Origin of the sequence: Stenotrophomonas sp. ZAC14D1_NAIMI4_1, from assembly GCF_003086775.1 — a bacterium.
GTDB lineage: Bacteria > Pseudomonadota > Gammaproteobacteria > Xanthomonadales > Xanthomonadaceae > Stenotrophomonas.
In genome coordinates this window covers 3,144,351-3,169,717 of record NZ_CP026001.1, presented here as the reverse complement: position 1 = coordinate 3,169,717, position 25,367 = coordinate 3,144,351, and the positions used below count along the sequence as shown (strand labels likewise).

Sequence of the window (25,367 nt, the reverse complement as noted above, 5' to 3'; positions counted from 1 at the left end):
ACCTGTACGGAATAAGAAGACGTGTCGAACTGGCCCCTACTCAGTGTCCTCATCTGGCTGCCGATCCTCGGCGGTGCCCTGATCCTTGCGATCCGTGATGCGCAGACCGCCCGCTGGGCGTCGATCGGCGTGGCGCTGCTGACCTTCGTTGCGAGTCTCTCGCTGCTCAGCGGCTACAACCCGGCTGCCGATGGCATGCAGTTCGTCGAGACCCATGCGTGGATCCCGGCGTACAAGATCGGCTACAACCTGGGCGTGGATGGCATCGCCATCGCGCTGATCCTGCTGACCACCCTGGTCGGCGTGCTGGCCCTGCTGGGCGCCTGGAGCGCGATCGACAAGCGCGTCAACCAGTACGTGGCTGCCTTCCTGATCCTGGAAGGCGTCACCGTCGGCATCTTCTCGGCCACGGACGCGATGCTGTTCTACGTGTTCTTCGAGGCGATGCTGATCCCGATGTTCCTCATCATCGGTGTCTGGGGCGGCCCGCGTCGCATCTACGCCGCGATGAAGTTCTTCCTGTACACCTTCCTCGGCTCCGTGTTGATGCTGGTGGCGCTGATCTACCTGTACATGAAGGGCGGCAGCTTCCAGCTGGCCGACCTGTACGCGCTGCCGCTGAGCGCCAAGGAACAGACCTGGATCTTCTTCGCCTTCCTGATCGCCTTCGCGGTCAAGGTGCCGATGTTCCCGGTGCACACCTGGCTGCCGGACGCCCACGTGGAAGCGCCGACCGCCGGTTCGGTCATCCTGGCCGCCATCGCCCTGAAGATCGGTGGCTACGGCTTCCTGCGCTTCAACCTGCCGATCGTCCCCGATGCGTCGAGCGAGTGGGCCTGGCTGGTCATCGCCCTGTCGCTGATCGCCGTGATCTACGTCGGCCTGGTCGCCCTGGTTCAGGACGACATGAAGAAGCTGATCGCCTATTCGTCGATCGCGCACATGGGCTTTGTCACCCTGGGCACCTTCATCGCCCTGTGGCTGGTGCGTGAAGCCGGCAACGCCGATGCCGCCCGCCTGGGCCTGCAGGGCGCCATGGTGCAGATGATCTCGCACGGCTTCGTGTCCGGCGCGATGTTCTCCTGCGTCGGCGTGCTGTACGACCGCATGCACAGCCGCCGCATCGCCGATTACGGCGGCGTGGTCAACGTGATGCCGTGGTTCGCCACCTTCGCCATGCTGTTCTTCATGGCCAATGCCGGCCTGCCGGGCACGAGTGGTTTTGCCGGTGAATTCATGGTCATCCTGGCTGCGTTCCAGCGCAATCCGTGGATCGCCCTGGGCGCCGCCACCACCCTGATCATCGGTGCGGCTTACACCCTGTGGCTGTACAAGCGCATCTTCTTCGGCGAAGTGGCCAACAGCCACGTGGCTGAGCTGAAGGACATCAACGGCCGCGAATGGGCGCTGCTGACCGTGTTCGCCATCGGCGTGCTGGCCCTGGGCATCTACCCCAAGCCGCTGACCGACCTGATGGAGCCCTCGATCGCGAAGCTGGCGATGCAGATCGCATCCAGCAAGCTGCTGTAATTCCAGGATTTGATGATGACCACCTCGCCGCTGTTGCCATTGACCGCCGCTGACCTGCCACCGCTCGCTCCCGAGCTGGTGCTGATCGGCAGCGCCTTCGCCCTGATGATCCTCGACCTGTTCGTCAGCAACCGGAACAAGATCGTCACCCACCTGTTCTCGGTCGCTGCCTTGGCCGTGGTGCTGTTCATGCTCGCCACCGGCGTGGGCGGGCAGGGTGAGGTCTTCCACGGCATGTTCGTGCGCGATACCGCCGCGGACGTGATGAAGACCGGGATCGTGCTGCTCAGCGGCCTGACCCTGGTCTACGGCTGGCGCTACCTGCGCGACCGCAACCTGTTCCAGGGCGAGATCCCGGTGCTGATCCTGTTCGGCACCGCCGGCATGATGATCCTGGTTTCGGCCGGCAGCCTGCTGATGGTCTACCTGGGCCTGGAACTGCTGGCCCTGTGCTCCTACGCCCTGGTCGCCAGCAACCGCGACAGCGGCCTGGCCTCGGAAGCGGCGATGAAGTACATCGTCCTCGGTTCGCTGGCATCGGGCCTGCTGCTGTACGGCATGTCGCTGATCTACGGCGCCACCGGCAGCCTGCACCTGGACGCCATCCAGGCCGCCATCCCGCATTCGGACGAGCGCGTGCTGCTGATCACCGGTGCGGTGTTCATGATCGCCGGCGTCGCCTTCAAGCTGGGTGCCGCGCCGTTCCACATGTGGCTGCCGGACGTGTACCAGGGTGCCCCGGCACCGATCGCGCTGTTCATCAGCTCGGCACCGAAGCTGGCCGCCTTCGGCATGGCGTACCGCCTGCTGGAAATGGGCGTGGGCCCGCTGTCGACCGAACTGCAGCTGCTGATCGCCGGCCTGGCCGCCGTGTCGCTGGTCATCGGCAACCTGATGGCCATCGCGCAGAGCAACCTCAAGCGCATGCTGGCGTTCTCCACCGTCTCGCACATCGGCTTCCTGCTGATGGGCATCGCCGGTGGTGGCGCGCAGGGTTATGCCGCAGCGCTGTTCTACGCTCTGGCCTACGCCATCATGTCCACCGCCGCCTTCGGTGCGATCATCGCCCTGTCGCGCGCCGGCTTTGAAGCCGAGAACATCGAGGACTTCAAGGGCCTGAACGCCCGCAACCCGTGGATGGCCGGCCTGGTGCTGTGCATCATGGCGTCGCTGGCAGGCATCCCGCCGTTCCTGGGCTTCTGGACCAAGCTGGCCGTGCTCGGCGCAGCCGTCAACGGCGGCCTGCTGTGGCTGGCCATCCTGGGCGTGCTGTGCGCCGTGGTCGGCTGCTTCTACTACCTGCGCGTCATCAAGGTCATGTACTTCGATGAGCCGGTGGGCGAGGCCATGCCGCGCAACAACGACCGCGTGCTGGGCGTGGTGCTGGGCGTGAATGCCCTGGCACTGCTGGCTCTGGGCCTGGCCTGGAACCCGATCATGGTCTGGTGCCAGCAGGCATTTGCGCATCTTGCATAAAAGTTGACACAAAGCTGCGCGATTCGTGTAATATGCGCAGCCTGAGTTGTCACTGCAGCGGTTCAGCCAGAACATCGTTGCGATAGCCCTCCTCGAAAGAGCAGGGCAGCAGTTCAAACACTTCCGGTGCGGGGTGGAGCAGTCTGGCAGCTCGTCGGGCTCATAACCCGAAGGTCGCAGGTTCAAATCCTGCCCCCGCTACCAAACATCGAAACGGCGCCAACCGGTTTGATGAATGAGGGAAAGCTTGCATGTTTTGAAGTTATCACTCATAATTCCGCTTCTGATGCGGGGTGGAGCAGTCTGGCAGCTCGTCGGGCTCATAACCCGAAGGTCGCAGGTTCAAATCCTGCCCCCGCTACCAAGTAAAGAGATCGCCTTCGAAGTCCTGCTTCGAAGGCGTTTTTCTTTGGGGTTTGCTGGATCCGCCGGGCATGGCCCGGCGCTACCGCCGCGCGTTGCCCCGGTAGCGCCGGGCCATGCCCGGCGAGCGCAGCGGTCGGTTTCAGGCCGGCCCAAGCCTTGCACCAGTGCGGTGCAGCCGCTATCATCAGCGGCCTAGGCAGTACCCCTGAAGGCGGCCTCCCATCGGGAGACCCGGTCCGGAAGGAGGGCTCGCAACACGCTTACGCAGCGCGTTGCAACCGGAATCCAGTCACCGGAGTCTTTCCGGAAAAAGGGGCCCAGCGGGCCCTTTGTCGTTTCCGGGGCGTCATGTTTCCCGCCGGCTGTGGCCGGCACCCAACCAAGAGATCAAGGCAGGCTGTGAGCGACAAGGCAACCGACATCGCGAATCTGCTCGCCCCGACCGTTGTGTCGCTGGGCCTGGAGCTGCTGGGCGTTGAGTATCTGCCGGCCCCCGGCGGTGCGACCCTGCGCCTTTACATCGACGTGCCGCTGGCTGAACAGCCCGAGCGCATCATCAACGTGGACGACTGCGAGCGCGTCAGCCGCGAAGTGTCCGCGCAGATGGACGTGGAAGACCCGATCAGCGGCAACTACACGCTGGAAGTGTCCTCGCCGGGCGTCGACCGTCCGCTGTTCAACCTGGAGCAGTTCGGCCGTCACCTGGGCGAAATGGCCAAGGTCACGCTGAAGCTGCCGCAGGACAACCGTCGTCGCCTGCAGGGCCGCATCGAAGCGACCGACGAGGCCGCGGACACCATCACCTTCATCGTCGACAAGACCGAAGTGGTCGTGTCGGCCGACAACATCGACAAGGCCCGGATCATGCCGGACTGGGTTGCCCTGGGCCTGGCCCCGAGCAAGCCGACCGGCCCGGCGCCGAAGCGTCCGAAGCCGGACAAGAATTCTTCTTCCAACGAGCCGGCGGCAAAAAAGCCGCGCGCGGAGTGAGCCAATGAGCAAGGAACTGTTGCTGGTAGTGGACGCGGTCGCCAACGAGAAGGGCGTGCCGCGTGAAGTGATCTTCGATGCGATCGAGGCCGCCCTGGCGTCCGCAGCGAAGAAGCGCTATCCCGACGAGGAAGTGCTGGCCCGCGTGGTCATCGACCACAAGGATGGCAGCTACGAAACCTTCCGCCGCTGGGAAGTGGTGGCCGATGACGTGGTCATGGAATCGCCGGACCGGCAGATCCGCCTGATGGACGCCATCGAAGAAGCCGAAGGCGTGGACGTCGGTGACTTCATCGAAGAACAGATCGAAAACCCCGATTTCGGCCGCATCGCCGCCCAGGCTGCCAAGCAGGTCATCGTGCAGCGCGTGCGCGAAGCCGAGCGCCAGCAGGTGGTCGATGCGTGGAAGGATCGCGTCGGTGAGCTGATCACCGGTGTGGTCAAGCGCGCCGAGCGCGGCAACATCTACGTGGACCTGGGTGGCAACGCCGAAGGCTTCATCCCGAAGGACAAGGGCATTCCGCGCGACGTGCTGCGCGCCGGTGACCGCGTGCGCGGCTACCTGGCCGAAGTGCGTTCGGAACCGCGTGGCCCGCAGCTGTTCATCAGCCGCGCCGCCCCGGAGTTCATGATCGAGCTGTTCAAGCTCGAAGTGCCGGAAGTCGGCCAGGGCCTGGTGGAAATCAAGGCCTGTGCCCGCGATCCGGGCGACCGCGCCAAGATCGCCGTGCTGGCCCACGATACCCGTACCGATCCGATCGGTGCCTGCATCGGCATGCGCGGTTCGCGCGTGCAGGCCGTGTCCAACGAGCTCAATGGCGAGCGCGTGGACATCGTGCTGTGGAACGATAGCCCGGCCAACTTCGTCATCAACGCGATGGCGCCGGCCGAAGTGCAGTCGATCATCGTCGATGAAGACAAGCACTCGATGGATCTGGCCGTGGCCGAAGACCGCCTGGCCCAGGCCATCGGCAAGGGCGGCCAGAACGTGCGCCTGGCCAGCCGCCTGACCGGTTGGCAGCTGAACGTGATGACCCAGGACCAGGTCACCGCCAAGTCCGAAGCCGAGCAGGCCTCGGCCCGCCAGCTGTTCATGGACAAGCTGGAAGTGGACGAGGAAATCGCCGGCATCCTGGTCAGCGAAGGCTTCGGCACGGTTGAAGAAATTGCATATGTCCCGGTCGGCGAACTGCTGGCCGTGGAAGGTTTCGACGAGGACATCGTCGAAGAGCTGCGCGCTCGTGCCCGCGATGCGCTGCTCAATGAGGCCCTGGCAGTCGAAGAAGGCCTTGAAGACGGCCAGCCGGCGCAGGACCTGCTGTCCCTTGAGGGCATGGACGAAGCCACCGCTTACGCGCTGGCCGGCCACGGCGTGCGCACCAGCGAGGAGCTTTCCGACCTGGCCGCCGACGAGGTCATGGACTTCGGCATCGAAGGGCTGGACCAGGAGCGCGCCGCGGCGCTGATCCTGGCCGCGCGTGCCGAGGAGATCGCCCGACTGGAACGCGGCGAATGAGCCGGCAATGAACAGGGCCCTGAGCCGATCAGGGCGTAGAATCCGCGCCACCTCCATCTGCGGGGGGGCGCCCACAAGATCATAGGATCCGAATGTCGCAGCAAACCACCATCCGCAAGCTTGCCGAACTGGTCAACACGCCGGTCGAGAAACTGCTGGAACAGCTGGCCGGTGCCGGCATGAAGTTCAGCGGTCCCGACCAGGTCGTGACCAGCACCGAGAAGGTGAAGCTCCTGGGCTTCCTTCGTCGTTCGCACGGCAAGCCCGAGCAGGCCCCGGAGGAGACTGATCAGTCTGCAAAGAAGATCACGCTCAACCGCCGGAAACAGCAGGAAGTGACGGTCAATTCCGGTCGCAGCAAGACGACCGTGAATGTCGAGGTGCGCCAGAAGCGTACCTACGTCAAGGATGGTGCGCGTGCCATGACGCCGGACGAAGAGCGTGCCGACATCCTGCGCAAGCTGGAAGAGTCGCGCGCCCGCAACCTCGCCGAACAGCAGGCCCTGGCCGAAAAGGATCGTCTGCGCGACGAAGCCATCGTCCGTGCCCGTGAGGAAGAAGTTGCCGCCAAGGAACGCGCCGAGGCCGAGAAGAAGGCTGCCGAGGAAGCTGCAGTGGCCGCCAAGGCCGCCGAGGCCCTGGCTGCCACCAAGCCCAAGCGTGCGCCGATCGACGAAACCGCGCCGCGCCCGCCGCGTACCCCGGCTGCCGCTCCGGCCGCACCGCGTGGTGCACCGCCGGCGCCGCCGCGCAGCGACGACCGCAACAACCGCAGCGCGCCGCGCAACGAGCGTGGCCCGGGCGATCGCTTCGCCGGCCAGATGCACCTGTCTGCTGCCGACCGTGCGCGTCGTGGCAACAGCAACAACAGCAACAACCGTGGTCGCCCGGGTGGCCGCAACCAGAGTGGCGGCCGTCGCGACATGTCGCGCGGTGGCAACAACGCCGGTCCGCACGCCTTCGAGCGTCCGACCGCACCGGTCGTGCGTGAAGTGGCGATCGGCGAAACCATCACCGTGGCCGACCTGGCGCAGAAGCTCGCGCTGAAGGGTGGCGAGGTGGTGAAGGCGCTGTTCAAGATGGGCGTGATGGCCACCATCACCCAGTCCATCGACCATGACACCGCCGCGCTGGTGACCGAAGAACTCGGCCACAAGGCGATCCGTGCCAATGACAACGATGCCGAAGACGCACTGCTGGCCTCGACCGGTGAAAACCAGGGCGAAGCCGTGCAGCGTCCGCCGGTGGTCACCATCATGGGCCACGTCGACCACGGCAAGACCTCGCTGCTGGATTACATCCGCCGCACCAAGGTTGCCCACGGCGAAGCCGGTGGCATCACCCAGCACATCGGTGCGTACCACGTTGATACGCCGAAGGGCGTCATCAGCTTCCTGGATACCCCGGGCCACGCCGCGTTCACCTCGATGCGTGCCCGCGGTGCCAAGCTGACCGACATCGTGGTGCTGGTGGTTGCCGCCGACGACGGCGTCATGCCGCAGACCAAGGAAGCGATCCAGCACGCCCGTTCGGCGGGTGTGCCGCTGATCGTGGCCATCAACAAGATCGACAAGTCCGGCGCCGACCCGATGCGGGTCAAGAACGAGCTGCTCTCCGAGCAGGTCGTGGCCGAAGACTTCGGTGGTGACATCCAGATGGTGGAGATCTCGGCCAAGACCGGCCTGGGCATCGACGACCTGCTGGACGCCGTCTCGGTCCAGGCTGAACTGCTGGAACTGAAGGCCGTCGACGAAGGCCGCGCCGCAGGCGTGGTGATCGAATCGTCGCTGGACAAGGGCCGTGGCCCGGTTGCGACGGTGCTGGTGCAGCAGGGCCGCCTGAAGAAGGGCGACTACCTGGTGTGCGGCATCCAGTACGGCCGCGTGCGTGCGCTGTTCGACGAAACCGGCAAGCAGCCGGAGTTCGCTGGCCCGTCCATCCCGGTGCAGGTCCTGGGCCTGTCCGGCGTGCCGGAAGCCGGTGACGACTTCGTGGTCGTCGAGGACGAGCGCCTGGCCAAGGACGTTGCCCAGCAGCGTGAGACCAAGCGCCGTGAATCGCGCCTGGTCGCCACCGCTGGCAGCCGCATGGAAGACATCATGGCGACCCTGGGCAAGGGCGAGGGCCAGCAGGTCCTCAACCTGGTCATCAAGGCCGACGTGCAGGGTTCGGTGCAGGCCCTGAGCCAGGCACTGGTCGCGCTGTCCAACGAAGATATCCGCATCAACGTGATCCACTCCGGCGTGGGCGGCATCACCGAGTCGGACGCCAATTCGGCCGCCGCTTCGAAGGCCACCGTCATCGGCTTCAACGTGCGTGCGGATGCTTCGGCCCGTCGCATCATCGAATCCAACGGCGTGGACCTGCGTTACTTCTCGATCATCTATGACGTGATCGACCAGGTGAAGCAGGTGGCCTCCGGTCTGCTGGGCGTGGAGATCCGCGAAGAGATCATCGGTATCGCCGAAGTCCGCGACGTGTTCCGCAGCTCCAAGCTGGGCGCCGTTGCCGGTTCGATGGTCATCGAGGGCGTGGTCAAGCGCAACAAGCCGATCCGCGTGCTGCGCGACAGCGTGGTGATCTTCGAGGGCGAGCTGGAATCGCTGCGCCGCTTCAAGGAAAACGTCGAGGAAGTCCGCAACGGTACCGAATGCGGTATCGCGGTGAAGGCCTACAACGACGTCAAGCCGGGTGACCAGATCGAGTGCTTCGAGCGTATCGAAGTGCCGCGCACCCTGTAATGCTGCAAGGTGGCCCGACCAACGGTCGGGCCCTACCGTGATGTAGAACCCGACCAACGGTCGGGTACCATGTAGATGTAGCGCCCGACCGTTGGTCAGGCGACCCTGTAGATGTAGCGCCCGACCGTTGGTCGGGCGACCCTGTAGATGTAGCGCCCGACCGTTGGTCGGGCGGCCATTGAATCAAGAGTAGCGCCCGACCGTTGGTCGGGCGACAACTGAACCAAGAGCCTCTCGTGCCCAAGACTTTCCATCGAACCGACCGTGTCTCCGCCCAGCTGCGCCGTGAACTCGGCACCCTGGTGCACAACGCCGTGCGCGAGCACGGGTTGCCCTCGGTGAGCGTGTCCGACGTGGAAATCACCCGCGACATGGCCCATGCCAAGGTGTTCGTCACCGCGCTGATGCCGGAACGTTCGGCCGAAGCCGTGGCCGGCCTGAAGGAGCTGGGCTACCGCCTGCGCATGGACCTGGCCCGCGCGATGAAGCTGCGCCACGTGCCCGAGCTGCATTTCCACTACGACGACTCGGTCGACCGTGGTGAGCACATCGACAACCTCCTGCGCGACCTGCCCGATACGCTGGCCGCGGAGAAGCGTCGCGAGAGCGACGAAGAATAAGCTTGCGCCGGGTGATGCCCGGCGTTTTCCATTCTGACCGTGCGAGGCCGGACGCTGGCCGCGCTTCGCGCTCGCCGGGCATGGCCCGGCGCTACCCGTATCTGTCATGACCCGAATTCAGTTCCGCCGCCTGGATGGCATCCTGCTGCTCGACAAGTCGACCGGCATGAGCTCCAACGCCGCCCTGCAGGTGGCCCGCCGCCTGTTCCGTGCCGAAAAGGGCGGCCATACCGGCAGCCTTGACCCGCTGGCCACCGGCCTGCTGCCGCTCTGCTTCGGCGAGGCGACCAAGATCGCCGGCCTGCTGCTGGGTTCGGCCAAGGCCTACGACGCCGAGATCCAGCTCGGCCAGACCACCGATACCGATGATTCCGAAGGCCAGGTGCTGCTGCAGCGCCCGGTGCCGGCCATCAGTGCCGAGGCCCTGCAGGTCGCCCTGGCGCCGCTGACCGGCCGCATCCTGCAGCGGGCACCGATCTATTCGGCGCTGAAGCAGGGCGGTGAGCCGCTGTATGTGAAGGCCCGCCGCGGTGAAGCCATCGAGGCGCCCGAGCGCGAGGTGCACGTGCAGGCCATCGAGGTGCTCGAGCAGCAGGCCGATCGCCTGCGCCTGCGGGTGACCTGTGGTTCGGGCACCTACATCCGCAGCCTGGCCCGCGACCTCGGCGAGGCGCTGGGCTGCGGCGCCCACATCAGCGCGCTGCGCAGGCTGTGGGTCGAGCCGTTCCATGCCCCGGCCATGGTCACCCTGGACCAGCTGCGGGCGATGGTCGAGGCCGGCGACGAAGCCGGCATGGACGCACTGCTGCTGCCGCTGGCTGCCGGCCTGGCCGAATACCCGCGCGTCGACCTCGACGCTGAACAGGCCCATCGCTTCTGTGTCGGCCAGCGCCAGCGCGACCCGTCGTGGCCGCGCGGCCTGGTGGCCGTGTACGGTCCGGACGATGCTGTCCAGGGCCTGGGCCAGGTCGACGACAGTGGCCTGCTGGCCCCGCAGCGCCGGTTCAACCTCTGACAGGGGGAGGGCGGTTCAGCCCCGGTCCTTGTTCCCGGAGCCCCTGACCGTTACAATTTCGCGGCCGTTTTCCGGCAACCTGCCTCGCGCAGGTTTCATCCTCGTAGTCCACGGCGAGCCTGGCGGTGCGCGAAGCGCGTTCCTGCCGGCCACGCATCACAGAGAAAAAGAAAATGTCGATCGACACCCAGAAGGTCATTGAAGACAACAAGCGCAGCTCGGCTGACACCGGCTCCCCGGAAGTCCAGGTTGCCCTGCTGACCGCCCGCATCGAACTGCTGACCGGCCACTTCAAGACCCACAAGAAGGACCACCACAGCCGCCGCGGCCTGCTGCAGATGGTCAACCGCCGTCGCAGCCTGCTCGACTACCTGAAGAAGAAGGACGTCGAGCGTTACAAGGCCCTGATCGAAAAGCTTGGCCTGCGTCGCTAAGCAAAGAATCCCCCGCGGCGCAGCGATGCGCCGCGGTTTTGTTTTGTAGCACCGAAATACCGATTCAGACCGGAACGATCCGGTCACCCGCAGGCGGCATGGGTCGCCGACGGTCCAAATTCGCAGACAGCATCCCCAAGGACACCCTCCGTGGCAAAAATCACCAAAACCTTCCAGTACGGCAAGCACACCGTCACGCTTGAAACCGGCGAAATCGCCCGTCAGGCCGGTGGCGCCGTCATCGTCAAGTTCGACGACACCGTGCTGCTGGTCTCCGCCGTTGCCGCCAAGAGCGCGCGCGAAGGCCAGGATTTCTTCCCCCTGACCTGTGACTATCAGGAGAAGTTCTACGCAGGTGGCCGTATCCCGGGTGGCTTCTTCAAGCGCGAAGGCCGCGCGACCGAGAAGGAAACCCTGATCTCGCGTCTGATCGACCGTCCGATCCGTCCGCTGTTCCCGGAAGACTACAAGAACGAAGTCCAGATCATCGCCACGGTGATGTCGCTGAACCCGGAAATCGACGGTGACATCCCGGCGCTGATCGGTGCCTCGGCTGCCCTGTCGCTGGCCGGTACCCCGTTCAAGGGTCCGATCGCCGCCGCCAAGGTCGGCTACAAGAACGGTGAGTACATCCTCAACCCGACCGTGTCGGAACTGAAGGATTCGGAGCTGGAACTGGTCGTTGCCGGTACCGCCAACGCCGTGCTGATGGTTGAATCCGAAGCCGCGCTGCTGTCCGAAGACGTGATGCTGGGCGCCGTGACCTTCGGTCACCGCGAAATGCAGAAGGTCATCAACGCGATCAACGAGCTGACCGTGGAAGCCGGCACCAAGCCGTCGACCTGGGTGGCCCCGGCCAAGAACGACGCGCTGATCAGCGCCCTGCAGGAAGCCATCGGCCCGCGCCTGGGCGAAGCCTTCCAGGTGCGCGACAAGCTGCAGCGCCGTGACGCCATCTCGGCGATCAAGAAGGACGTGGTTGAAACCCTGGCTGGCCGCGTGGCCGCTGAGGGCTGGAACCCGGCCGAGCTGTCGAAGGAATTCGGCGAGCTGGAATACAGCACCATGCGCAACTCGGTGCTGGACACCAAGGTCCGCATCGACGGCCGTCAGCTGGACACCGTCCGCCCGATCGCCGTGCAGACCGGCATCCTGCCGCGTACCCACGGTTCCTCGCTGTTCACCCGCGGTGAAACGCAGGCCATCGTGACCATCACCCTGGGCACCGCCCGTGATGGCCAGGTCATCGATGCCGTCTCCGGTGAGTACAAGGAAAACTTCCTGTTCCACTACAACTTCCCCCCGTACTCGGTGGGTGAGACCGGCCGCATGATGGGCCCGAAGCGCCGCGAAATCGGCCACGGTCGCCTTGCCAAGCGCGGCGTGCTGGCTGTGATGCCGTCGCTGGAATCCTTCCCGTACACCATCCGCGTCGTCTCGGAAATCACCGAGTCGAACGGCTCCTCGTCGATGGCCTCGGTCTGCGGTTCGTCGCTGGCCCTGATGGACGCCGGCGTGCCGGTGAAGGCACCGGTTGCCGGTATCGCCATGGGCCTGGTCAAGGAAGGCGATCGCTTCGTCGTCCTGTCCGACATCCTGGGTGACGAAGATCACCTGGGCGACATGGACTTCAAGGTTGCCGGTACCGCTGAGGGCATCTCCGCCCTGCAGATGGACATCAAGATCGAAGGCATCACCGAAGAGATCATGAAGCAGGCTCTGCAGCAGGCCAAGGCTGGCCGTCTGCACATCCTGGGCGAAATGGCCCACGGCCTGACCGCTCCGCGTGAAGAGCTGTCGGACTACGCGCCGCGCCTGCTGACCATCAAGATCCACCCGGACAAGATCCGCGAAGTGATCGGCAAGGGTGGCTCGACCATCCAGGCCATCACCAAGGAAACCGGCACCCAGATCGACATCCAGGATGACGGCACCATCGTCATCGCTTCGGTCAACGCCATCGCTGCCCAGGCCGCCAAGGCCCGCATCGAGCAGATCACCTCGGACGTCGAGCCGGGCCGCATCTACGAAGGCAAGGTCGCCAAGATCATGGACTTCGGTGCGTTCGTCACGATCCTGCCGGGCAAGGACGGTCTGGTCCACGTGTCGCAGATCTCCAGCGACCGCGTCGAGAAGGTCGGCGACGTGCTGAAGGAAGGCGATGTGGTCAAGGTCAAGGTCCTGGAAGTCGACAAGCAGGGCCGTATCCGCCTGTCGATGAAGGCCGTGGAAGAAGGCGAAGGCGCCAGCGCCGAGTAATCGACCTCTGGTCGATGACGGTAGGTGAGGACCGTTGGTCCTCACACCTTCGCGCAGAGGTCGGTAGGTGAGGACCGTTGGTCCTCACACCTTCGCTGAAATGAAAAAGCGGGCTTCGGCCCGCTTTTTCTTTGCCTGTCTTCCGGCGCAGCCGTAACGCTATGCTTCGCCCATGGACACCCTTCGCCTGCTGGACCTGGACATCGATCGCCCGGCCCGACGGGTCAGCCGCGCTGGCGAACCGCTGCCGATAAGCGGCATGACCTGGATCCTGCTGGACGTGCTGCTGGCCCACGGTACCGACGTCGTGGATTTCGATACCCTGGCCGCCGAGGTCTGGGCACCGGCGGTGGTCGGCGAAGACGCGGTCAGCCAGCGGGTCAAGCTGCTGCGCCAGGCCCTTGGTGATGACAGCCGGCACCCGCGTTACATCCGTTCCGTGCGCGGTCGCGGTTACCAGCTCTGCGCGCAACCGGTCGCGGTCAGCGCACCGCCCGCGCGATCAGGATGGGACCGGAAGGCCGCCTGGACAGCCACGGCTGCCGCGGCAGTGGCCGTGGCCGCGGTCGTATTCGTGCTGTGGCCACGGCCAGTACCGCAGGGGGCCGCGCAGCCGGTGCTGCAACGCGCCGACTATTACGCCGGCATCGGCCAGGCCAGCAACAACGAACGGGCGATCAGCCTGTACCGGCAGGCCTTGCAGGCCGATCCCGAATCCGTACCGGCCCGCCGTGGCCTGTCACGGGCGCTGTCCGCGCAGGGGTGCCTGTTCAACGGCACGCCCGCGCAGATGGAAGAAGCACTGCGCTTGGCCGACCAGGAGCGCCAGCGCGCGCCGGATGATGCTGCCGCGCACGCCCTGTGGGGCTACGCGCAGGATTGCCTGGGCGACATGCGGCAGGCCATCGCGGGCTACTCGCGCGCCATCGAGCTGGACCCCGCCGACGAACGCAGCCGCGCATCGCTGGCCTACCTGCAGCAGGAGCGTGGCGAGCTGGTCACGGCGTTGCGCGGGAACCTGTCGCTGAAGGCGCCAGAGCGCGTCCGCTTCCGTGACGTGCAGGTCGCGCGCGAACTGGAATTGCTTGGCTTCACCCAGGCCGCCGCGCAGCGCCATGCGCGCAACTTCCAACTGTACCCGGACAACGTGTTTTCCAATATCGCCTGGCCGCGCAGCCTGTATGTGGCCGGCGCGCCGGAGCAGGCCAGGCAGGCGCTGGACGAGGCGCTCGCGCGCGGCACGCCGCATCCACAACTGCTGCGCCTGCAGGGCGAGCTGGCACTGCTGGCCGGCGACCCGGCGGCGGCCGCCGCGGCGTTCGAGCGTGGCCGCCAGCTTCGGCCCCAGCAGTCGCTCGGCCAGACCCTGGCGGACCTGCATGGCGTGCCACCCTCACGGGCGATGTGGCTCGGTGAGCGGCTGCAGCAGCGCGCCGCCAACGCCGGCGACGGCTGGCCGGACGCGGCGCTGGAACGGGCGCTGCTGCTGCAGGCCGGCGGGCGCCACACAGACGCCGTGGCAGCGCTGCATCAGGCCGTCGACGATGGCTTCCGCGACGTGGCATGGCTGCGCGTGACGCCCCTGTTCGTGCCCCTGCACAACGCCCCGGGGTGGCCTGCGCTGCTGGATCGCCTCGACACCGACATTGCGCGCCAGCGTGCGCTGGTGCTGGCGGCACCGTGGCGGCCGGATGACCTGGCCGCGCTCAGCGCAGCGCCGGCAGCAGGAACTCGGTGAGGATGCGCCGCGACTGCGGGTGGGCGAAGTTGCGGTTGAACGCCTGGCTGGTGACTACCGCCACCACGCGCTGCTCGGGCAGCACGAAGACGTAGTTGCCGCCGTTGCCGGACATCGCCCAGACCGTACGCGGCGAACCCTGCACGTCCAGCTTCAGGCCCCACCACTGGTAGCCGTAGTCGCTGCCGTCGGAGGTGGTTGCCTGCGCCTGCACCATCGCCTCGATGTAGTCCCTGGGCACGAGCTGGCGGCCCTGCCAGCGGCCACCGTCCAGCACCAGCTGGCCGAACCGCGCGAGGTCCTGCGTGCGGTAGCGCGTGCCGCCGCCGCCCATGCCGATGCCCTCCGGCGAGCGGTTCCACTGGCTGCGGGTGATGCCCAGCGGCCGCTCCAGGACCCGTGCGGCGTACTCGGCCAGCGGTTGGCCACTGGCCTGTTCCAGCACGGCGCCCAGCACGAACGGGCTGGCGGTGCAGTACGCGAATGCGCGGCCATGCGGGCTGTCCTCCGGGCGCTGCATCCACGGCGCGAAGCCCTTCACCGGCAGGGCCAGGGCGAAGTCCAGCCAGCGCTCGCGCACGTACATGCGCTCCTCGTGGCCGGCCGAGAACGGGTTCTCGTCATCGCATTCCCAGAGGCTGCTCATGGTCAGCAGGTCCTGCACGGTCGTGCCGCGCAGGCGCGAATCGATGGCGTGCCGGGCAGTGAAGGCCGGGAAGTAGTCGTACACCCGGGCCTGCACGCCGGGCAGCGTGCCATCGCCGATGGCGGCACCGACCAGCAGCGCTGTCACGCCCTTGCTGGCCGAGCGCACGTCGTGCAGGGTCTGCGCATCGGCGCCGTTGAAATAGCCCTCGTAGACCACCTTGCCATCCACCTGCAGCAGCACGCTGCGGATCTGCTTCAGTTCGTCGGTGGCGATGGCCTGCTGCAGGGCCTGCAGGCGGGCTGGGTCAGGTGGCGTGGCGCGGGCCGCGAAGGGCAGGGCGAATACGGCGCAGAGCAGGGCCAGGGCAGGCAGGGTCGAACGCATCGTCGGGCTCCATCAAAGGGGAGCCCGATTGAACCTGCGTGGCGCCTGAAGTGCTGGAAACCTGCCTGAAGAATGCTGAAGCCCCTGTGCCACAAGGCGTGTGGGTGTCAACCTTGGTTGACGCGCTCATCCTCTTCTTCCTCGCCCAGCCACCACACCTGGCCCGGCGCCGGATCACTCAGCGGATGCTCGCGCTGCTCGATGGCCTGCAGCACGCGCCCCGGTGCCGCAGCGGTCCAGGTGGCCAGCAGCTTTTCCACCGCGGCCCGGCCCTGGGCGGCAATGCCCAGATCACGCTCGCGTGCCCAACCACCGCCATCATCGTTGCCGGCGTCGTCGTCATGCCGGTGCGGCGTGCCGTAGCTGCAGCGGCGGCACAGCCGGCGCACGGTGGCGGTCCAATCCTCGACCGTGCCGATGCCGGGCAGGGTCATGGCCTCCAGGGCTGCGACGTCCTCGGGGCCGTCGCACTGCACGAACACGGTGAAGGTCGCCATGTCCGATGCCTGCAGGCGCTGCATCGCGTTGAACACCGGCACCTCGATGTCGCGGTAGGTGCGCAGGCCCGTGCAGGCACCGTCATGCAGCACGATGTCGCCGAAGCGGAAGCCGCTTTCGGGCAGAGGCACGTTGTCGATGCGCGCGCGCACCGGGTCGATGCGGCTCATGTACACCACCTCGGCATCGGCCCAGGGTGCCAGGCGCACGCAGGCCACGCCGAAGTCGCCTGTGATCGCCCCCTCACCCTCGGGCAGGGTGATGCCACAGTGCGTCCACTGCCGCCGTGCCTCGGCCCAGTCACCCACGGCCGAAGCAGCGATGCCGGCATTCCAGGCCGTGGCCTCGTCGAAGTCCCCGCGCACCTGCGCCGAACGCAGGTTGTCCTGCAGCGAAGCAGGCCAGTTGCGCAGGTACTTGTGCGCCAGCCCGCGCATGTAATGCAGGTAGGGGATCTCCGGCGCATGGCCGATCAGCTCGCCGAACAGGTCCGCGGCCTGCGCCAGTTCGCCATCGTCGAACGCCGCATAGGCGCGTGCCTCCAGGGCCTGCAGTGCATCCTGGGTGTCATCGTGGGAGGCGTTGTCGTCTGTGCTCATGTCCGTGTGCGATTGAAGATCCGCGGCTACCTTAGCCGATGCCGGATCCGTGTAGAGTCGAGCACGCTCGTCTCTACCTACCGGGAGTTTCCATGTTGCGCCAGACCTTGGCCGGGCTTGCCCTGCTGATCGCCGCCGCCGTTCCTGTCGCCAGCCACGCGGCGCAGCCGCCGATCTACGGTGCCTACTACCCCGGTGGTTCGGCCGAGCGCTACCCGGTGTCGCGTATTCCAGCCGATCGCCTCACCCACCTGTTCTATGCGTTCTCCACCATCGACGCAGGGCGCTGCACGGTCGGCGCCGAAGCGGCGGACAACTTCGCCGCGCTGGCCGAGCTGAAGAAGGCGCACCCGCACCTGCGCACGCTGATCTCCATCGGCGGCTGGGGCGCCGGTGGCTTTTCCGATGCCGCGCTGACCGAGGCCAGCCGCAAGCGCCTGGTCGATTCGTGCATGGCGCTGTTCTTCGACCAGTACGCGGGCAGCTTCGATGGCGTGGACATCGACTGGGAATTCCCGGTCAGTGGCGGCCCGAAGGAGCTGGCCCATCGCCCGCAGGACCGCGCGAACATGACCCGGCTCGCGCAGGCGTTCCGCGTGGCGCTGGATGCGCGCGGCCGCAAGCTTGGCCAGCCGATGCTGCTGACCGCCGCCCTCGCAGCCGGCCGCCTGCAGACCGATGGCCCGTATGATCCGGCCGCCAGCTATGACCTGCCGGCGCTGGCCAATGTGCTCGATTTCATCAACCTGATGAGCTACGACATGGGCACCGGCTTCTCGGCGGTGTCCACCTTCAACGCGCCGCTGCATGAAGTGGCGGCCGACCCGCTGGCGCCGGAGCTGCGGCGCTGGAACAACGTGGCCGGTGCGGTGCAGTACTACCGCGACCATGGCGTGCCGGCCGACAAGCTGGTGCTGGGCGTGCCGTTCTACGGGCGTGGCTTCAAGGTGACCGGCGAGGCGCCTGATGGGGTGTACCAGGCCTACAGCGCACCGGCCGATGCCGGCGACTGGCGGGTGATCAAGGCCCGTTACCTGGACCAGCCGGGCTGGACGAAACACTGGCAGCCGCAGGCGCAGAGCCCCTGGCTGTACAACGCGGCCGAGAAGATCTTCATCAGCTACGAAGACCCGCGTTCCATCGGCCTGCGCGCGCAGTTCGCCCGCGAGCAGGGCCTGGCCGGCGTGTTCATGTGGGAGCTGACCGGCGATGACGAACAGGCCAGCCTGCTCAACGCCATGCTGGCACCGTGGCACAAGGCCCGCGTCGGCGATTGACCCCGGACTGGTAGCGCCGGGCCATGCCCGGCGGGTGCCTCAATTGGCCCACACGCTGTTGGGGTCGCCATCACGGGCACGGCGCTGGCTGGCCACCGCCAGCCGCGCAAAGCCGAACGCCATCGCCAGCGCCACCACGTCGATCCAGAACAGCGGCCACAGCCCGCGCGCGGCGGCCAGCCACGGCCAGTCGCCGTTGAGTGCGCCATGCATCACCGGCACCAGGGCGGTGCTGATGGCTGCGGCCCACAGCAGTTCACGCGCGGCCTGCGCCGGCCGGCGCAGGGCCGCCCACAGCGCGCACGCCGCCCAGGTGCCGAAGCAGGCCCAGCGGATGCCGTGGTCCACCGCGGCCGGGGCCACCCGTTCGAGCACCAGCGCGGTGACGAACGCCACCGAAATCGCCACGCACAGGCCGATGCACACGCCCACCGTCGCCCGCGCCATGTTCACTCCCGAACGCGGCTGCTGCGGCTGCCGGCGCTTGCGCCGCGATTCGATCCACAGCAGGTTGCCCGAGTAGAACAGGAAGGCGCCGCCCAGCCCCAGCAGGAAGTACAGCCAGACCACCACGCCGTTGCCGAACTCGCCGAAGTGCAGGGCGTACGCCGCGCTGAGCGTGGCGTGGTTGGCATCGCGATGGCCGGGCAGCTGGCTGGCCAGCACGCGGCCACTGGCCACATCCAGTGCGACCGAGCCGAGCGGGCCGAGGGTGCCGCTGGATTCGCCGGTGATCTCGATGGTGGCGTTGGCATCTGCGCCATTGGCCAGCTTCAGGTAGGCCGGTTCGAAATCGGCAACGCCCTGTGCGCGCGCCACTTCCAGGGCGCGTGCGTGCAGCTCGCGCAGGCTGCCCGGTGCGGCCGGCACGCCCGCGGCCTCGCGCACCGGCGCGGTGTCCATCGCCGCCGGCACCACCTGCATGGCCTTGCCTTCGAAGATGAGCGGGTTGAGCAGGGCGATCTGAATGAACACCAGGCAGAGCAGGGCGCCGGTCACCGCGAACATCAGGTGGAACGGCAGGCTGAGCACGCCGATCACGTTGTGCGCGTCCTGCCACATCTGCTTGAGGTTGCGGCCCGGGCGCAGCGCGAACAGGTCACCCAGCAGCTTGGGCAGGTGGATGACCACGCCGCTGAGCAGGGCCATGCCGTACAGCAGGCTGACGATGCCCATCACGTAGATGCCGGCCACCGGCAGGCCCAGGCTGTAGTGCAGCTCGTTGACCAGCTCGGCCAGGCCGGCCTGCGGCGGCGTCGGGCTGCCGCCGGTCTGACCGGGCCAGGCATAGCGCCAGCCGCCGTCGGCCCCTTGCCAGTAGGCCAGCGGCTGCGGGTGCTCGGCGCCGGGGAAGGTCATGCCGACATGGCGGCGCGCCTCCGGGTGCTTGGCCAGCACGTCGTCCAGCAGGTACTGCGCATCATCCAGCCCGGACGGCAGCACGCTGGCCGCGCCCGGCGTCTGCCACATCGGCAGGTCGTGGTGGAACAGGGTGAGGGCACCGGCATAGAACGCCACGAACAGGCCGAAGCCGGCCACCAGGCCGACCCAGGTGTGCAGGGTGGTGAAGGTACGCAGGGTCTGCGAACTGAATTTCATGCGGTCGTTCTCATTGCACCGCGCCGCTCAGGCGCAGCAGCCACAGCGCGGCGAAGCCGCCGGCGGCACAGGCGGCGGGCACCAGCCAGGCGCGCGCCACCGTGCGGAAACTGAAGGCCCACAGCGCCGCCAGCATCCACAGCGGGACGAAAGCGATCAGGGCCGGCACCACCGCGCTCGGCCACGGCCCCGGCGGCAGCCAGGTCAGCAGGCCGGTGGCAGCGGCGGCAAGGAAGAAGCCAGCGAAGATGCCCGACAGGGCGCGCGTCCACATCAGCGCGGGCCTCTGCCAGGGAGGTCCGTGGCCGGGCGGTGCCAGGCTGCCAGTGCCGGCAGCAGCAGGGCCACCAGCATCCAGGTGCACAGCATCGCCACCAGGCCGGCGGCAACGCCCAGTTCGGCCATCCACAGCCACAGCGAGGCGACCGCCGCGACCATGCCGATCTGCCGGCCCAGGCGGCCGGCACGGCGCAGGCGTGGCCAGCGGCAGTGCGGCGATGCCGCGTAGAACGCCAGGGCGGAAAACATCGCCGACAGCATGGCCAGGCTGCAGAAGCCCAGCGTGGACAGGCCCACGGTGATCATCGTCGGCTCACCACTGGTAACGCAGGCTGGCGGTGACGGTGCGCGGGTAGCCGTAGTAGCACCACGTCGCGCTGTTGCAGGCCGACACGTACTTCTTGTCGGCCGCGTTGGCGGCGTTCACCTGCAGGCGCCACGGGCCACGGTCGTAGTGCACGCTGGCGTCGATCAGGGTGAACGACGGGGTGTACCAGTCGTTGTAGATGTCGCCGTAGATGCCACCGTTGTAGCGCACGCCTGCACCGAAGCCGAAGCCGCTCAGCGCGCCGGCGGTGAAGGTGTAGTCGGCGCCGAGCGAGGCGCTCTCCTTCGGCACCAGCGCCACCCGCTTGCCCAGCGAGGCGGCATCGGTGCTGCGGCGGACCTTGGCGTCCAGGCGGGTGTAGCTGCCATACACGCTCAGGCCCTGGCCGATGTTCCAGCGGCCTTCCAGCTCGGCGCCGCGCACGCGGGTCTGGCCCTGCTGGATCGAGAACAGGGTGTGCTGCGGGTCGACGGTGAGCGTGTTGTCCTGTTCGATCTGGTAGGCAGCGGCGGTCAGCAGCAGGCGGCCACCTTCGGGCTGGTACTTCACGCCCGCCTCGAACTGCTCGCCGGTGGTCGGCACGAAGGCGCGGCCTTCGAAATCGGTGCCGATGGTGGTCTGGAACGACTGCGACCAGCTGACGTAGGGGCTGACGCCGTTGTCGAACAGGTAGTTCACGCCGACCCGGCCGGAGAACTGGTCATCGCTCTGGTGGGCGGTGCCGGTGCCGCCGATGCGCTGTTCGGTATCGGTGCCGACCCAGTCCTGGCGGCCGGCCAGGGTCACCAGCCAGCGGTCGATGCGGATCTGGTCCTGCAGGTACAGGCCCAGCGTGCCCTGCGTCTGCACCTGCCGCGAGGTGTAGTCGGGCACCTGCACCGGCGCGCCGTACACCGGGTTGTAGGCATCGATGCCGGGCGCGCCGAACAGGAACGCCGAGGCGTAGTCGTCACGCGCGCGGCGGTAGTCCAGCCCGGCCAGCACGGTGTGCTCGACGCGGCCGCTGTGGAAGCGGAACGTCAGGTTGTTGTCGATGGCCACGCTCTCGGAGGTGTCCATGCGCGGGTAGTAGTAGCGCACCAGCTCGGTGCTGTCCGGCGCGGCCAGGCCGAACAGGCCCAGACTGCCGTGGCTGGCATCCACTTCGGCCCAGCTGTAGCGCACGTTCTGGTTGAACACGGTGCCGTCGCCGAAATCGTGGCGGAACTCATAGCCCAGCGACGCGGCTTCCTTGGTGTAGTCGTTCACCCCCGGCTCGCCGCTGAAGAAGTGGCGGGAGATGTAGCGGCCGTTGACACCGGGCACCACCGTGCCCTGGTAGGGCAGGAAGCCGCCCGTCTCGACCGTGTCGTTCTTCTGGTAGCGGGCCAGCACGGTCAGCGAATTGGCCTCGTCCGGGGTCCAGGTGATGGACGGGGCGAGGTAGTAGCGGTCGTCATGGACCTGGTCGATGACGTTGTCGCTGTTGCGGGCCAGGCCGACCAGGCGGTACAGGACGCTGCCGCTGTCGTTGAGCGCGCCGCCGATGTCGAAGGCGGCCTGCTTCAGGCCGTAGTTGCCGACCTGCAGTTCCACCTCCTGCAGCGGGTTGGCGCTCGGGCGCTTGCTGACGAAATTGACCAGGCCGCCCGGCGGCATCGCGCCGTAGTTGACCGAGGCCGGGCCCTTCAGCACGTCGATGCGCTCCAGGCCATACGGCTCGATGCGCGATTCGCCGGTCCAGGTGCCTTCCACCGTGGCCAGGCCGTCAAGGTAACGGGCCGGCTTGAAGCCGCGCACCAGCAGCCAGTCGCTGCGGGTGTCCTCGCCGTACTGGCCGCCCTGGGCGCCAGCGGTGTACCACACCGCTTCCTCCACGCCGTGGATGCCACGGTCGCGCATCTGCCGGTCGGTGATGACCGAGATCGACTGCGGAATCTCGCGCAGCGGGGTGTCGGTCTTGGTCGCGCTGCCGCTTTCGGTGGCGATGGGGGCGGTCACCTGCACGGTGTCCAGCGTGCGCGCTTCATCGGCCTGGGCCAGGGTGGGAAGCGCGCCGGACAGGGCTGCGGCCAGCGCAAGCGCCAGGGTGGACAGCGGGGCACGGAACAGGCCGGCACGAACCGGCAACGACTGCGGAGACATGGGCGGATCCAGGGCCGGGAAGGGGCGCGCCACACGCAAGTGAGAAACGCCTGCGTATGGTAATCATTGCCATCTGGCCCCGCCAGCGGCCGCCATTCAGCCGCCCTGGCACGGCATTGGCCCGGCTGGCTTGGGCTTTGCCGCGCGCTGGTTTAAGATCGACGCAGAACCCTGACTGGAACAAGGTGGCCCGCGCCCAGCGCCGGCCGAGCGTGCGACATGAGCACTACCACCGCCCACCGCTGACCTGCCCCCGAAGGCCCTGTGTTCCAGGCGCCCTCGCGGCGCTTTTTTATTGCCCGGGCACCGCCCGGAACGCTTTCCAGCCCGCTCGAGCGGGCCCCGCACGAAGCCATTGCGATGATCAATATCACCCTTCCCGACGGCAGCCGCCGCGAATTCGAAAACCCCGTCAGCGTCATGGACGTCGCCCAGTCGATCGGCGCCGGCCTGGCCAAGGCCACCATCGCCGGTTCGGTCGATGGCGTGCTGGTCGATGCCAGCGACGTCATCGACCACGATGCCCGCCTGCGCATCATCACCGCCAAGGACGAGGAGGGCGTGGAAATCATCCGCCACTCCTGCGCCCACCTGGTCGGCCACGCCGTCAAGCAGCTGTACCCCGACGTGAAGATGGTGATCGGTCCGGTCATCGCCGAAGGCTTCTACTACGACATCTATTCCGAGCGTCCGTTCACGCCGGAAGACATGGCCGCCATCGAGAAGCGCATGGGCGAGCTGATCGCCCAGGATTACGACGTCATCAAGAAGGTGACGCCGCGCGCTGAAGTGTTCGAGATCTTCAAGGCCCGTGGCGAGGACTACAAGCTGCGCCTGATCGAGGACATGTCCGACGACATCCAGGCGATGGGCATGTACTACCACCAGGAATACGTGGACATGTGCCGCGGCCCGCACGTGCCGAACACGCGCTTCCTGAAGGCCTTCAAGCTGACCCGCATTTCCGGCGCGTACTGGCGTGGCGATGCGCAGAACGAACAGCTGCAGCGCATCTACGGCACCGCGTGGGCCGACAAGAAGCAGCTCGATGCGTACATCAAGCGCATCGAGGAAGCCGAAATGCGCGACCACCGCCGCATCGGCAAGCAGCAGGACCTGTTCCACCTGCAGGAAGAAGCCCCGGGCCTGGTGTTCTGGCACCCCAAGGGCTGGGCGCTGTGGCAGGTGGTCGAGCAGTACATGCGCAAGGTCTACCGCAGCACCGGCTACGGCGAAGTGCGCTGCCCGCAGATCCTGGACGTGTCGCTGTGGCAGAAATCGGGCCACTGGGACAACTACCAGGACGCGATGTTCTTCACCGAGTCCGAGAAGCGTACCTACGCGCTCAAGCCGATGAACTGCCCGGGCCACGTGCAGGTGTTCAACCAGGGCCTGCACAGCTACCGCGACCTGCCGATCCGCTACGGCGAGTTTGGTGCCTGCCACCGCAACGAGCCGTCCGGCGCGCTGCACGGCATCCTGCGCGTGCGTGGCTTCACCCAGGACGATGGCCATGTGTTCTGCACCGAAGACCAGGTCGAGGCGGAAGTGACCGCGTTCCACCAGCAGGCGCTGGCGGTTTACCAGCACTTCGGCTTCGACGAGATCCAGGTGAAGATCGCCCTGCGCCCGGAATCGCGCCTGGGTGACGACGCGACCTGGGACAAGGCCGAAGGCGCGCTGCGCTCGGCGCTGTCCAGCTGTGGCGTGGAATGGCAGGAGCTGCCGGGCGAGGGCGCCTTCTACGGCCCGAAGATCGAGTACCACCTGAAGGACGCCATCGGCCGTACCTGGCAGCTGGGCACCATGCAGGTCGACTTCATGATGCCGGGCCGCCTGGGCGCCGAGTACGTGGACGAAAACAGCCAGAAGAAGCATCCGGTCATGCTGCACCGGGCCATCGTCGGTTCGATGGAGCGCTTCCTCGGCATCCTGATCGAGCACCACGCCGGCCAGTTCCCGGCCTGGCTGGCGCCGACCCAGGTGGTGGTGGCCAACATCACCGACGCTCAGGCTGAATACGTCTCCAGCGTGACCAAGACCCTTGCGGAGCAAGGCTTCCGCGTCAGCTCGGATTTGCGTAACGAGAAGATCGGCTATAAAATCCGCGAGCATACGTTGCAGCGCGTGCCTTACCTGCTGGTCATCGGTGACCGCGAGAAGGAAAATGGAGCTGTGGCGGTGCGTACGCGTTCTGGCGAAGACCTGGGCAGCATGAGCCTGCAGGCCTTCATCGAGCGGCTCCAGGCCGAGGGCGCGTAAGCAAAGGTCCGGTCCGGGCGCACAGGCACCCGGACCGGTTCGATACCCTTGGGAGAACGTAATATCAGCACCCCTGACAACAAACAGAACCGCAAGAATCAGGAAATCCGTGTGCCGCGCGTCCGCGTGATCGGCAGTGACGGAGAAATGATCGGCGTGTTGTCGCGCGACGAAGCGCTGTCCATGGCCGAAGATGAAGGCCTGGACCTGGTTGAAATCCAGCCGCAGGCCGATCCGCCGGTCTGCAAGATCATGGATTTCGGCAAGTTCAAGTTCGAAGCGCAGAAGAAGGCCAGCGAGGCCAAGAAGAAGACCAAGCAGGTCGAGATCAAGGAAGTGAAGTTCCGTCCGGTCACGGACGAGGGCGACTACCAGATCAAGCTGCGCAAGATGCGCGGTTTCCTTGAGGAAGGCGACAAGATCAAGGTCAACATCCGCTTCCGTGGCCGTGAAATGAGCCACCAGGAACTGGGTCGCGAGATGGCCAACCGGATCGAGACCGATCTGGGCGAGGACATCGTCATCGAATCCCGTCCGCGCCTGGAAGGGCGTCAGATGGTCATGATGATCGCGCCGAAGAAGAAGACCTGAGGCCTGACGGGCCGCCTTCCGGGGCGCCTGGCTGAATGGTTCAGGGTAAAGGGACGCCACGGGCGTCCCTTTGCTTTTGCGGTAACACGGTA

The 25,367-nt window shown here is 66.8% G+C and carries 19 protein-coding genes and 2 tRNA genes; 15 read left to right on the top strand and 6 right to left on the bottom strand.

Features of this window, described 5'->3' with window-relative positions:
• Nucleotides 1–21: 21 nt before the first annotated feature.
• The 12 genes from C1927_RS14680 to C1927_RS14625 all read left to right on the top strand — a co-directional run bounded on the left by C1927_RS14680 (nucleotide 22) and on the right by C1927_RS14625 (nucleotide 14,685).
• The gene (locus tag C1927_RS14680) at nucleotides 22–1,530 is read left to right on the top strand and encodes an NADH-quinone oxidoreductase subunit M (RefSeq protein ID WP_079222603.1); all 1,509 of its coding nucleotides are present in this window, start codon (nucleotides 22–24) and stop codon (nucleotides 1,528–1,530) included.
• A 15-nt stretch (nucleotides 1,531–1,545) separates the two neighbouring features.
• Nucleotides 1,546–3,006, top strand: coding sequence for an NADH-quinone oxidoreductase subunit NuoN (gene nuoN, locus C1927_RS14675; RefSeq protein WP_079222602.1), 1,461 nt, complete (start codon nucleotides 1,546–1,548; stop codon nucleotides 3,004–3,006).
• A 127-nt stretch (nucleotides 3,007–3,133) separates the two neighbouring features.
• Nucleotides 3,134–3,210, top strand: a tRNA-Met gene (locus tag C1927_RS14670).
• An 83-nt stretch (nucleotides 3,211–3,293) separates the two neighbouring features.
• Nucleotides 3,294–3,370 (top strand) — tRNA-Met (locus C1927_RS14665).
• 401 nt (nucleotides 3,371–3,771) lie between these two features.
• A complete protein-coding gene (gene rimP, locus C1927_RS14660) occupies nucleotides 3,772–4,362 on the top strand; it encodes a ribosome maturation factor RimP (RefSeq protein WP_079222599.1) in 591 nt (196 codons plus the stop codon).
• 4 nt (nucleotides 4,363–4,366) lie between these two features.
• Nucleotides 4,367–5,878 carry a transcription termination factor NusA gene (gene nusA / locus C1927_RS14655; RefSeq protein WP_079222598.1) on the top strand — a complete coding sequence of 504 codons (1,512 nt, stop codon included), beginning with the start codon at nucleotides 4,367–4,369 and terminating at the stop codon, nucleotides 5,876–5,878.
• 92 nt (nucleotides 5,879–5,970) lie between these two features.
• Nucleotides 5,971–8,619, top strand: coding sequence for a translation initiation factor IF-2 (gene infB, locus C1927_RS14650; RefSeq protein WP_079222597.1), 2,649 nt, complete (start codon nucleotides 5,971–5,973; stop codon nucleotides 8,617–8,619).
• Nucleotides 8,620–8,855: 236 nt separating this feature from the next.
• On the top strand, nucleotides 8,856–9,239 hold the full coding sequence (rbfA, locus tag C1927_RS14645) for a 30S ribosome-binding factor RbfA (protein ID WP_019660575.1): 384 nt from the start codon (nucleotides 8,856–8,858) through the stop codon (nucleotides 9,237–9,239).
• Nucleotides 9,240–9,345: 106 nt separating this feature from the next.
• Entirely contained in the window at nucleotides 9,346–10,254 is a 909-nt protein-coding gene (gene truB / locus C1927_RS14640; RefSeq protein WP_108747086.1) for a tRNA pseudouridine(55) synthase TruB, read from the top strand.
• Nucleotides 10,255–10,427: 173 nt separating this feature from the next.
• The gene (gene rpsO / locus C1927_RS14635; RefSeq protein ID WP_005410445.1) at nucleotides 10,428–10,688 is read left to right on the top strand and encodes a 30S ribosomal protein S15; all 261 of its coding nucleotides are present in this window, start codon (nucleotides 10,428–10,430) and stop codon (nucleotides 10,686–10,688) included.
• Between the two features lie 150 nt (nucleotides 10,689–10,838).
• Nucleotides 10,839–12,947 carry a polyribonucleotide nucleotidyltransferase gene (gene pnp, locus C1927_RS14630; protein WP_108747085.1) on the top strand — a complete coding sequence of 703 codons (2,109 nt, stop codon included), beginning with the start codon at nucleotides 10,839–10,841 and terminating at the stop codon, nucleotides 12,945–12,947.
• Between the two features lie 172 nt (nucleotides 12,948–13,119).
• Complete coding sequence (locus C1927_RS14625; protein ID WP_108747084.1) at nucleotides 13,120–14,685, top strand: winged helix-turn-helix transcriptional regulator; 1,566 nt, start codon at nucleotides 13,120–13,122, stop codon at nucleotides 14,683–14,685.
• Here the strand turns inward: C1927_RS14625 and C1927_RS14620 are convergent.
• On the bottom strand, nucleotides 14,654–15,718 hold the full coding sequence (locus C1927_RS14620) for a serine hydrolase (protein ID WP_108747083.1): 1,065 nt from the start codon (nucleotides 15,716–15,718) through the stop codon (nucleotides 14,654–14,656). The genes C1927_RS14625 and C1927_RS14620 overlap by 32 nt on opposite strands.
• Before the next feature lie 107 nt (nucleotides 15,719–15,825).
• A complete protein-coding gene (locus C1927_RS14615; protein WP_108747082.1) occupies nucleotides 15,826–16,815 on the bottom strand; it encodes a hypothetical protein in 990 nt (329 codons plus the stop codon).
• A 92-nt stretch (nucleotides 16,816–16,907) separates the two neighbouring features.
• On the opposite strand from C1927_RS14615, the gene C1927_RS14610 reads away from it, so the two are divergent.
• The gene (locus C1927_RS14610) at nucleotides 16,908–18,092 is read left to right on the top strand and encodes a glycoside hydrolase family 18 protein (RefSeq protein WP_108747081.1); all 1,185 of its coding nucleotides are present in this window, start codon (nucleotides 16,908–16,910) and stop codon (nucleotides 18,090–18,092) included.
• 39 nt (nucleotides 18,093–18,131) lie between these two features.
• Here C1927_RS14610 and C1927_RS14605 read toward each other — a convergent pair whose 3' ends face one another.
• From C1927_RS14605 to C1927_RS14590, 4 genes are read right to left on the bottom strand one after another with little or no spacing between them, the layout of a single operon-like run.
• Entirely contained in the window at nucleotides 18,132–19,691 is a 1,560-nt protein-coding gene (locus tag C1927_RS14605) for a PepSY-associated TM helix domain-containing protein (RefSeq protein ID WP_108747080.1), read from the bottom strand.
• 10 nt (nucleotides 19,692–19,701) lie between these two features.
• Complete coding sequence (locus C1927_RS14600) at nucleotides 19,702–19,965, bottom strand: hypothetical protein (protein WP_108747079.1); 264 nt, start codon at nucleotides 19,963–19,965, stop codon at nucleotides 19,702–19,704.
• Nucleotides 19,965–20,276 carry a hypothetical protein gene (locus tag C1927_RS14595; RefSeq protein WP_108747078.1) on the bottom strand — a complete coding sequence of 104 codons (312 nt, stop codon included), beginning with the start codon at nucleotides 20,274–20,276 and terminating at the stop codon, nucleotides 19,965–19,967. The genes C1927_RS14600 and C1927_RS14595 overlap by 1 nt, the downstream gene beginning before the upstream one ends.
• 7 nt (nucleotides 20,277–20,283) lie before the next feature.
• Nucleotides 20,284–22,422, bottom strand: a complete 2,139-nt coding sequence (locus tag C1927_RS14590) for a TonB-dependent siderophore receptor (RefSeq protein WP_108747858.1) — start codon at nucleotides 22,420–22,422, stop codon at nucleotides 20,284–20,286.
• A gap of 360 nt (nucleotides 22,423–22,782) precedes the next feature.
• Between C1927_RS14590 and thrS the strand changes: the two genes are divergently transcribed.
• Both thrS and infC read left to right on the top strand, forming a co-directional pair.
• Entirely contained in the window at nucleotides 22,783–24,684 is a 1,902-nt protein-coding gene (gene thrS, locus C1927_RS14585; protein WP_108747077.1) for a threonine--tRNA ligase, read from the top strand.
• A 63-nt stretch (nucleotides 24,685–24,747) separates the two neighbouring features.
• Complete coding sequence (infC, locus tag C1927_RS14580; RefSeq protein ID WP_075076340.1) at nucleotides 24,748–25,275, top strand: translation initiation factor IF-3; 528 nt, start codon at nucleotides 24,748–24,750, stop codon at nucleotides 25,273–25,275.
• Nucleotides 25,276–25,367 lie beyond the last annotated feature (92 nt).

Excerpts from the sequence above, each read along its gene's own strand:
- infB (WP_079222597.1), top strand. The coding sequence starts at position 5,971 with ATGTCGCAGCAAACCACCATCCGCAAGCTTGCCGAACTGGTCAACACG.
- truB (WP_108747086.1), top strand. The coding sequence starts at position 9,346 with ATGACCCGAATTCAGTTCCGCCGCCTGGATGGCATCCTGCTGCTCGAC.
- C1927_RS14610 (WP_108747081.1), top strand. The coding sequence starts at position 16,908 with ATGTTGCGCCAGACCTTGGCCGGGCTTGCCCTGCTGATCGCCGCCGCC.
- rpsO (WP_005410445.1), top strand. The coding sequence starts at position 10,428 with ATGTCGATCGACACCCAGAAGGTCATTGAAGACAACAAGCGCAGCTCG.
- C1927_RS14590 (WP_108747858.1), bottom strand. The coding sequence starts at position 22,422 with ATGTCTCCGCAGTCGTTGCCGGTTCGTGCCGGCCTGTTCCGTGCCCCG.
- nuoN (WP_079222602.1), top strand. The coding sequence starts at position 1,546 with ATGACCACCTCGCCGCTGTTGCCATTGACCGCCGCTGACCTGCCACCG.
- C1927_RS14595 (WP_108747078.1), bottom strand. The coding sequence starts at position 20,276 with ATGATCACCGTGGGCCTGTCCACGCTGGGCTTCTGCAGCCTGGCCATG.
- thrS (WP_108747077.1), top strand. The coding sequence starts at position 22,783 with ATGATCAATATCACCCTTCCCGACGGCAGCCGCCGCGAATTCGAAAAC.
- C1927_RS14600 (WP_108747079.1), bottom strand. The coding sequence starts at position 19,965 with ATGTGGACGCGCGCCCTGTCGGGCATCTTCGCTGGCTTCTTCCTTGCC.
- C1927_RS14605 (WP_108747080.1), bottom strand. The coding sequence starts at position 19,691 with ATGAAATTCAGTTCGCAGACCCTGCGTACCTTCACCACCCTGCACACC.
- C1927_RS14615 (WP_108747082.1), bottom strand. The coding sequence starts at position 16,815 with ATGAGCACAGACGACAACGCCTCCCACGATGACACCCAGGATGCACTG.
- nusA (WP_079222598.1), top strand. The coding sequence starts at position 4,367 with ATGAGCAAGGAACTGTTGCTGGTAGTGGACGCGGTCGCCAACGAGAAG.
- C1927_RS14625 (WP_108747084.1), top strand. The coding sequence starts at position 13,120 with ATGGACACCCTTCGCCTGCTGGACCTGGACATCGATCGCCCGGCCCGA.
- C1927_RS14620 (WP_108747083.1), bottom strand. The coding sequence starts at position 15,718 with ATGCGTTCGACCCTGCCTGCCCTGGCCCTGCTCTGCGCCGTATTCGCC.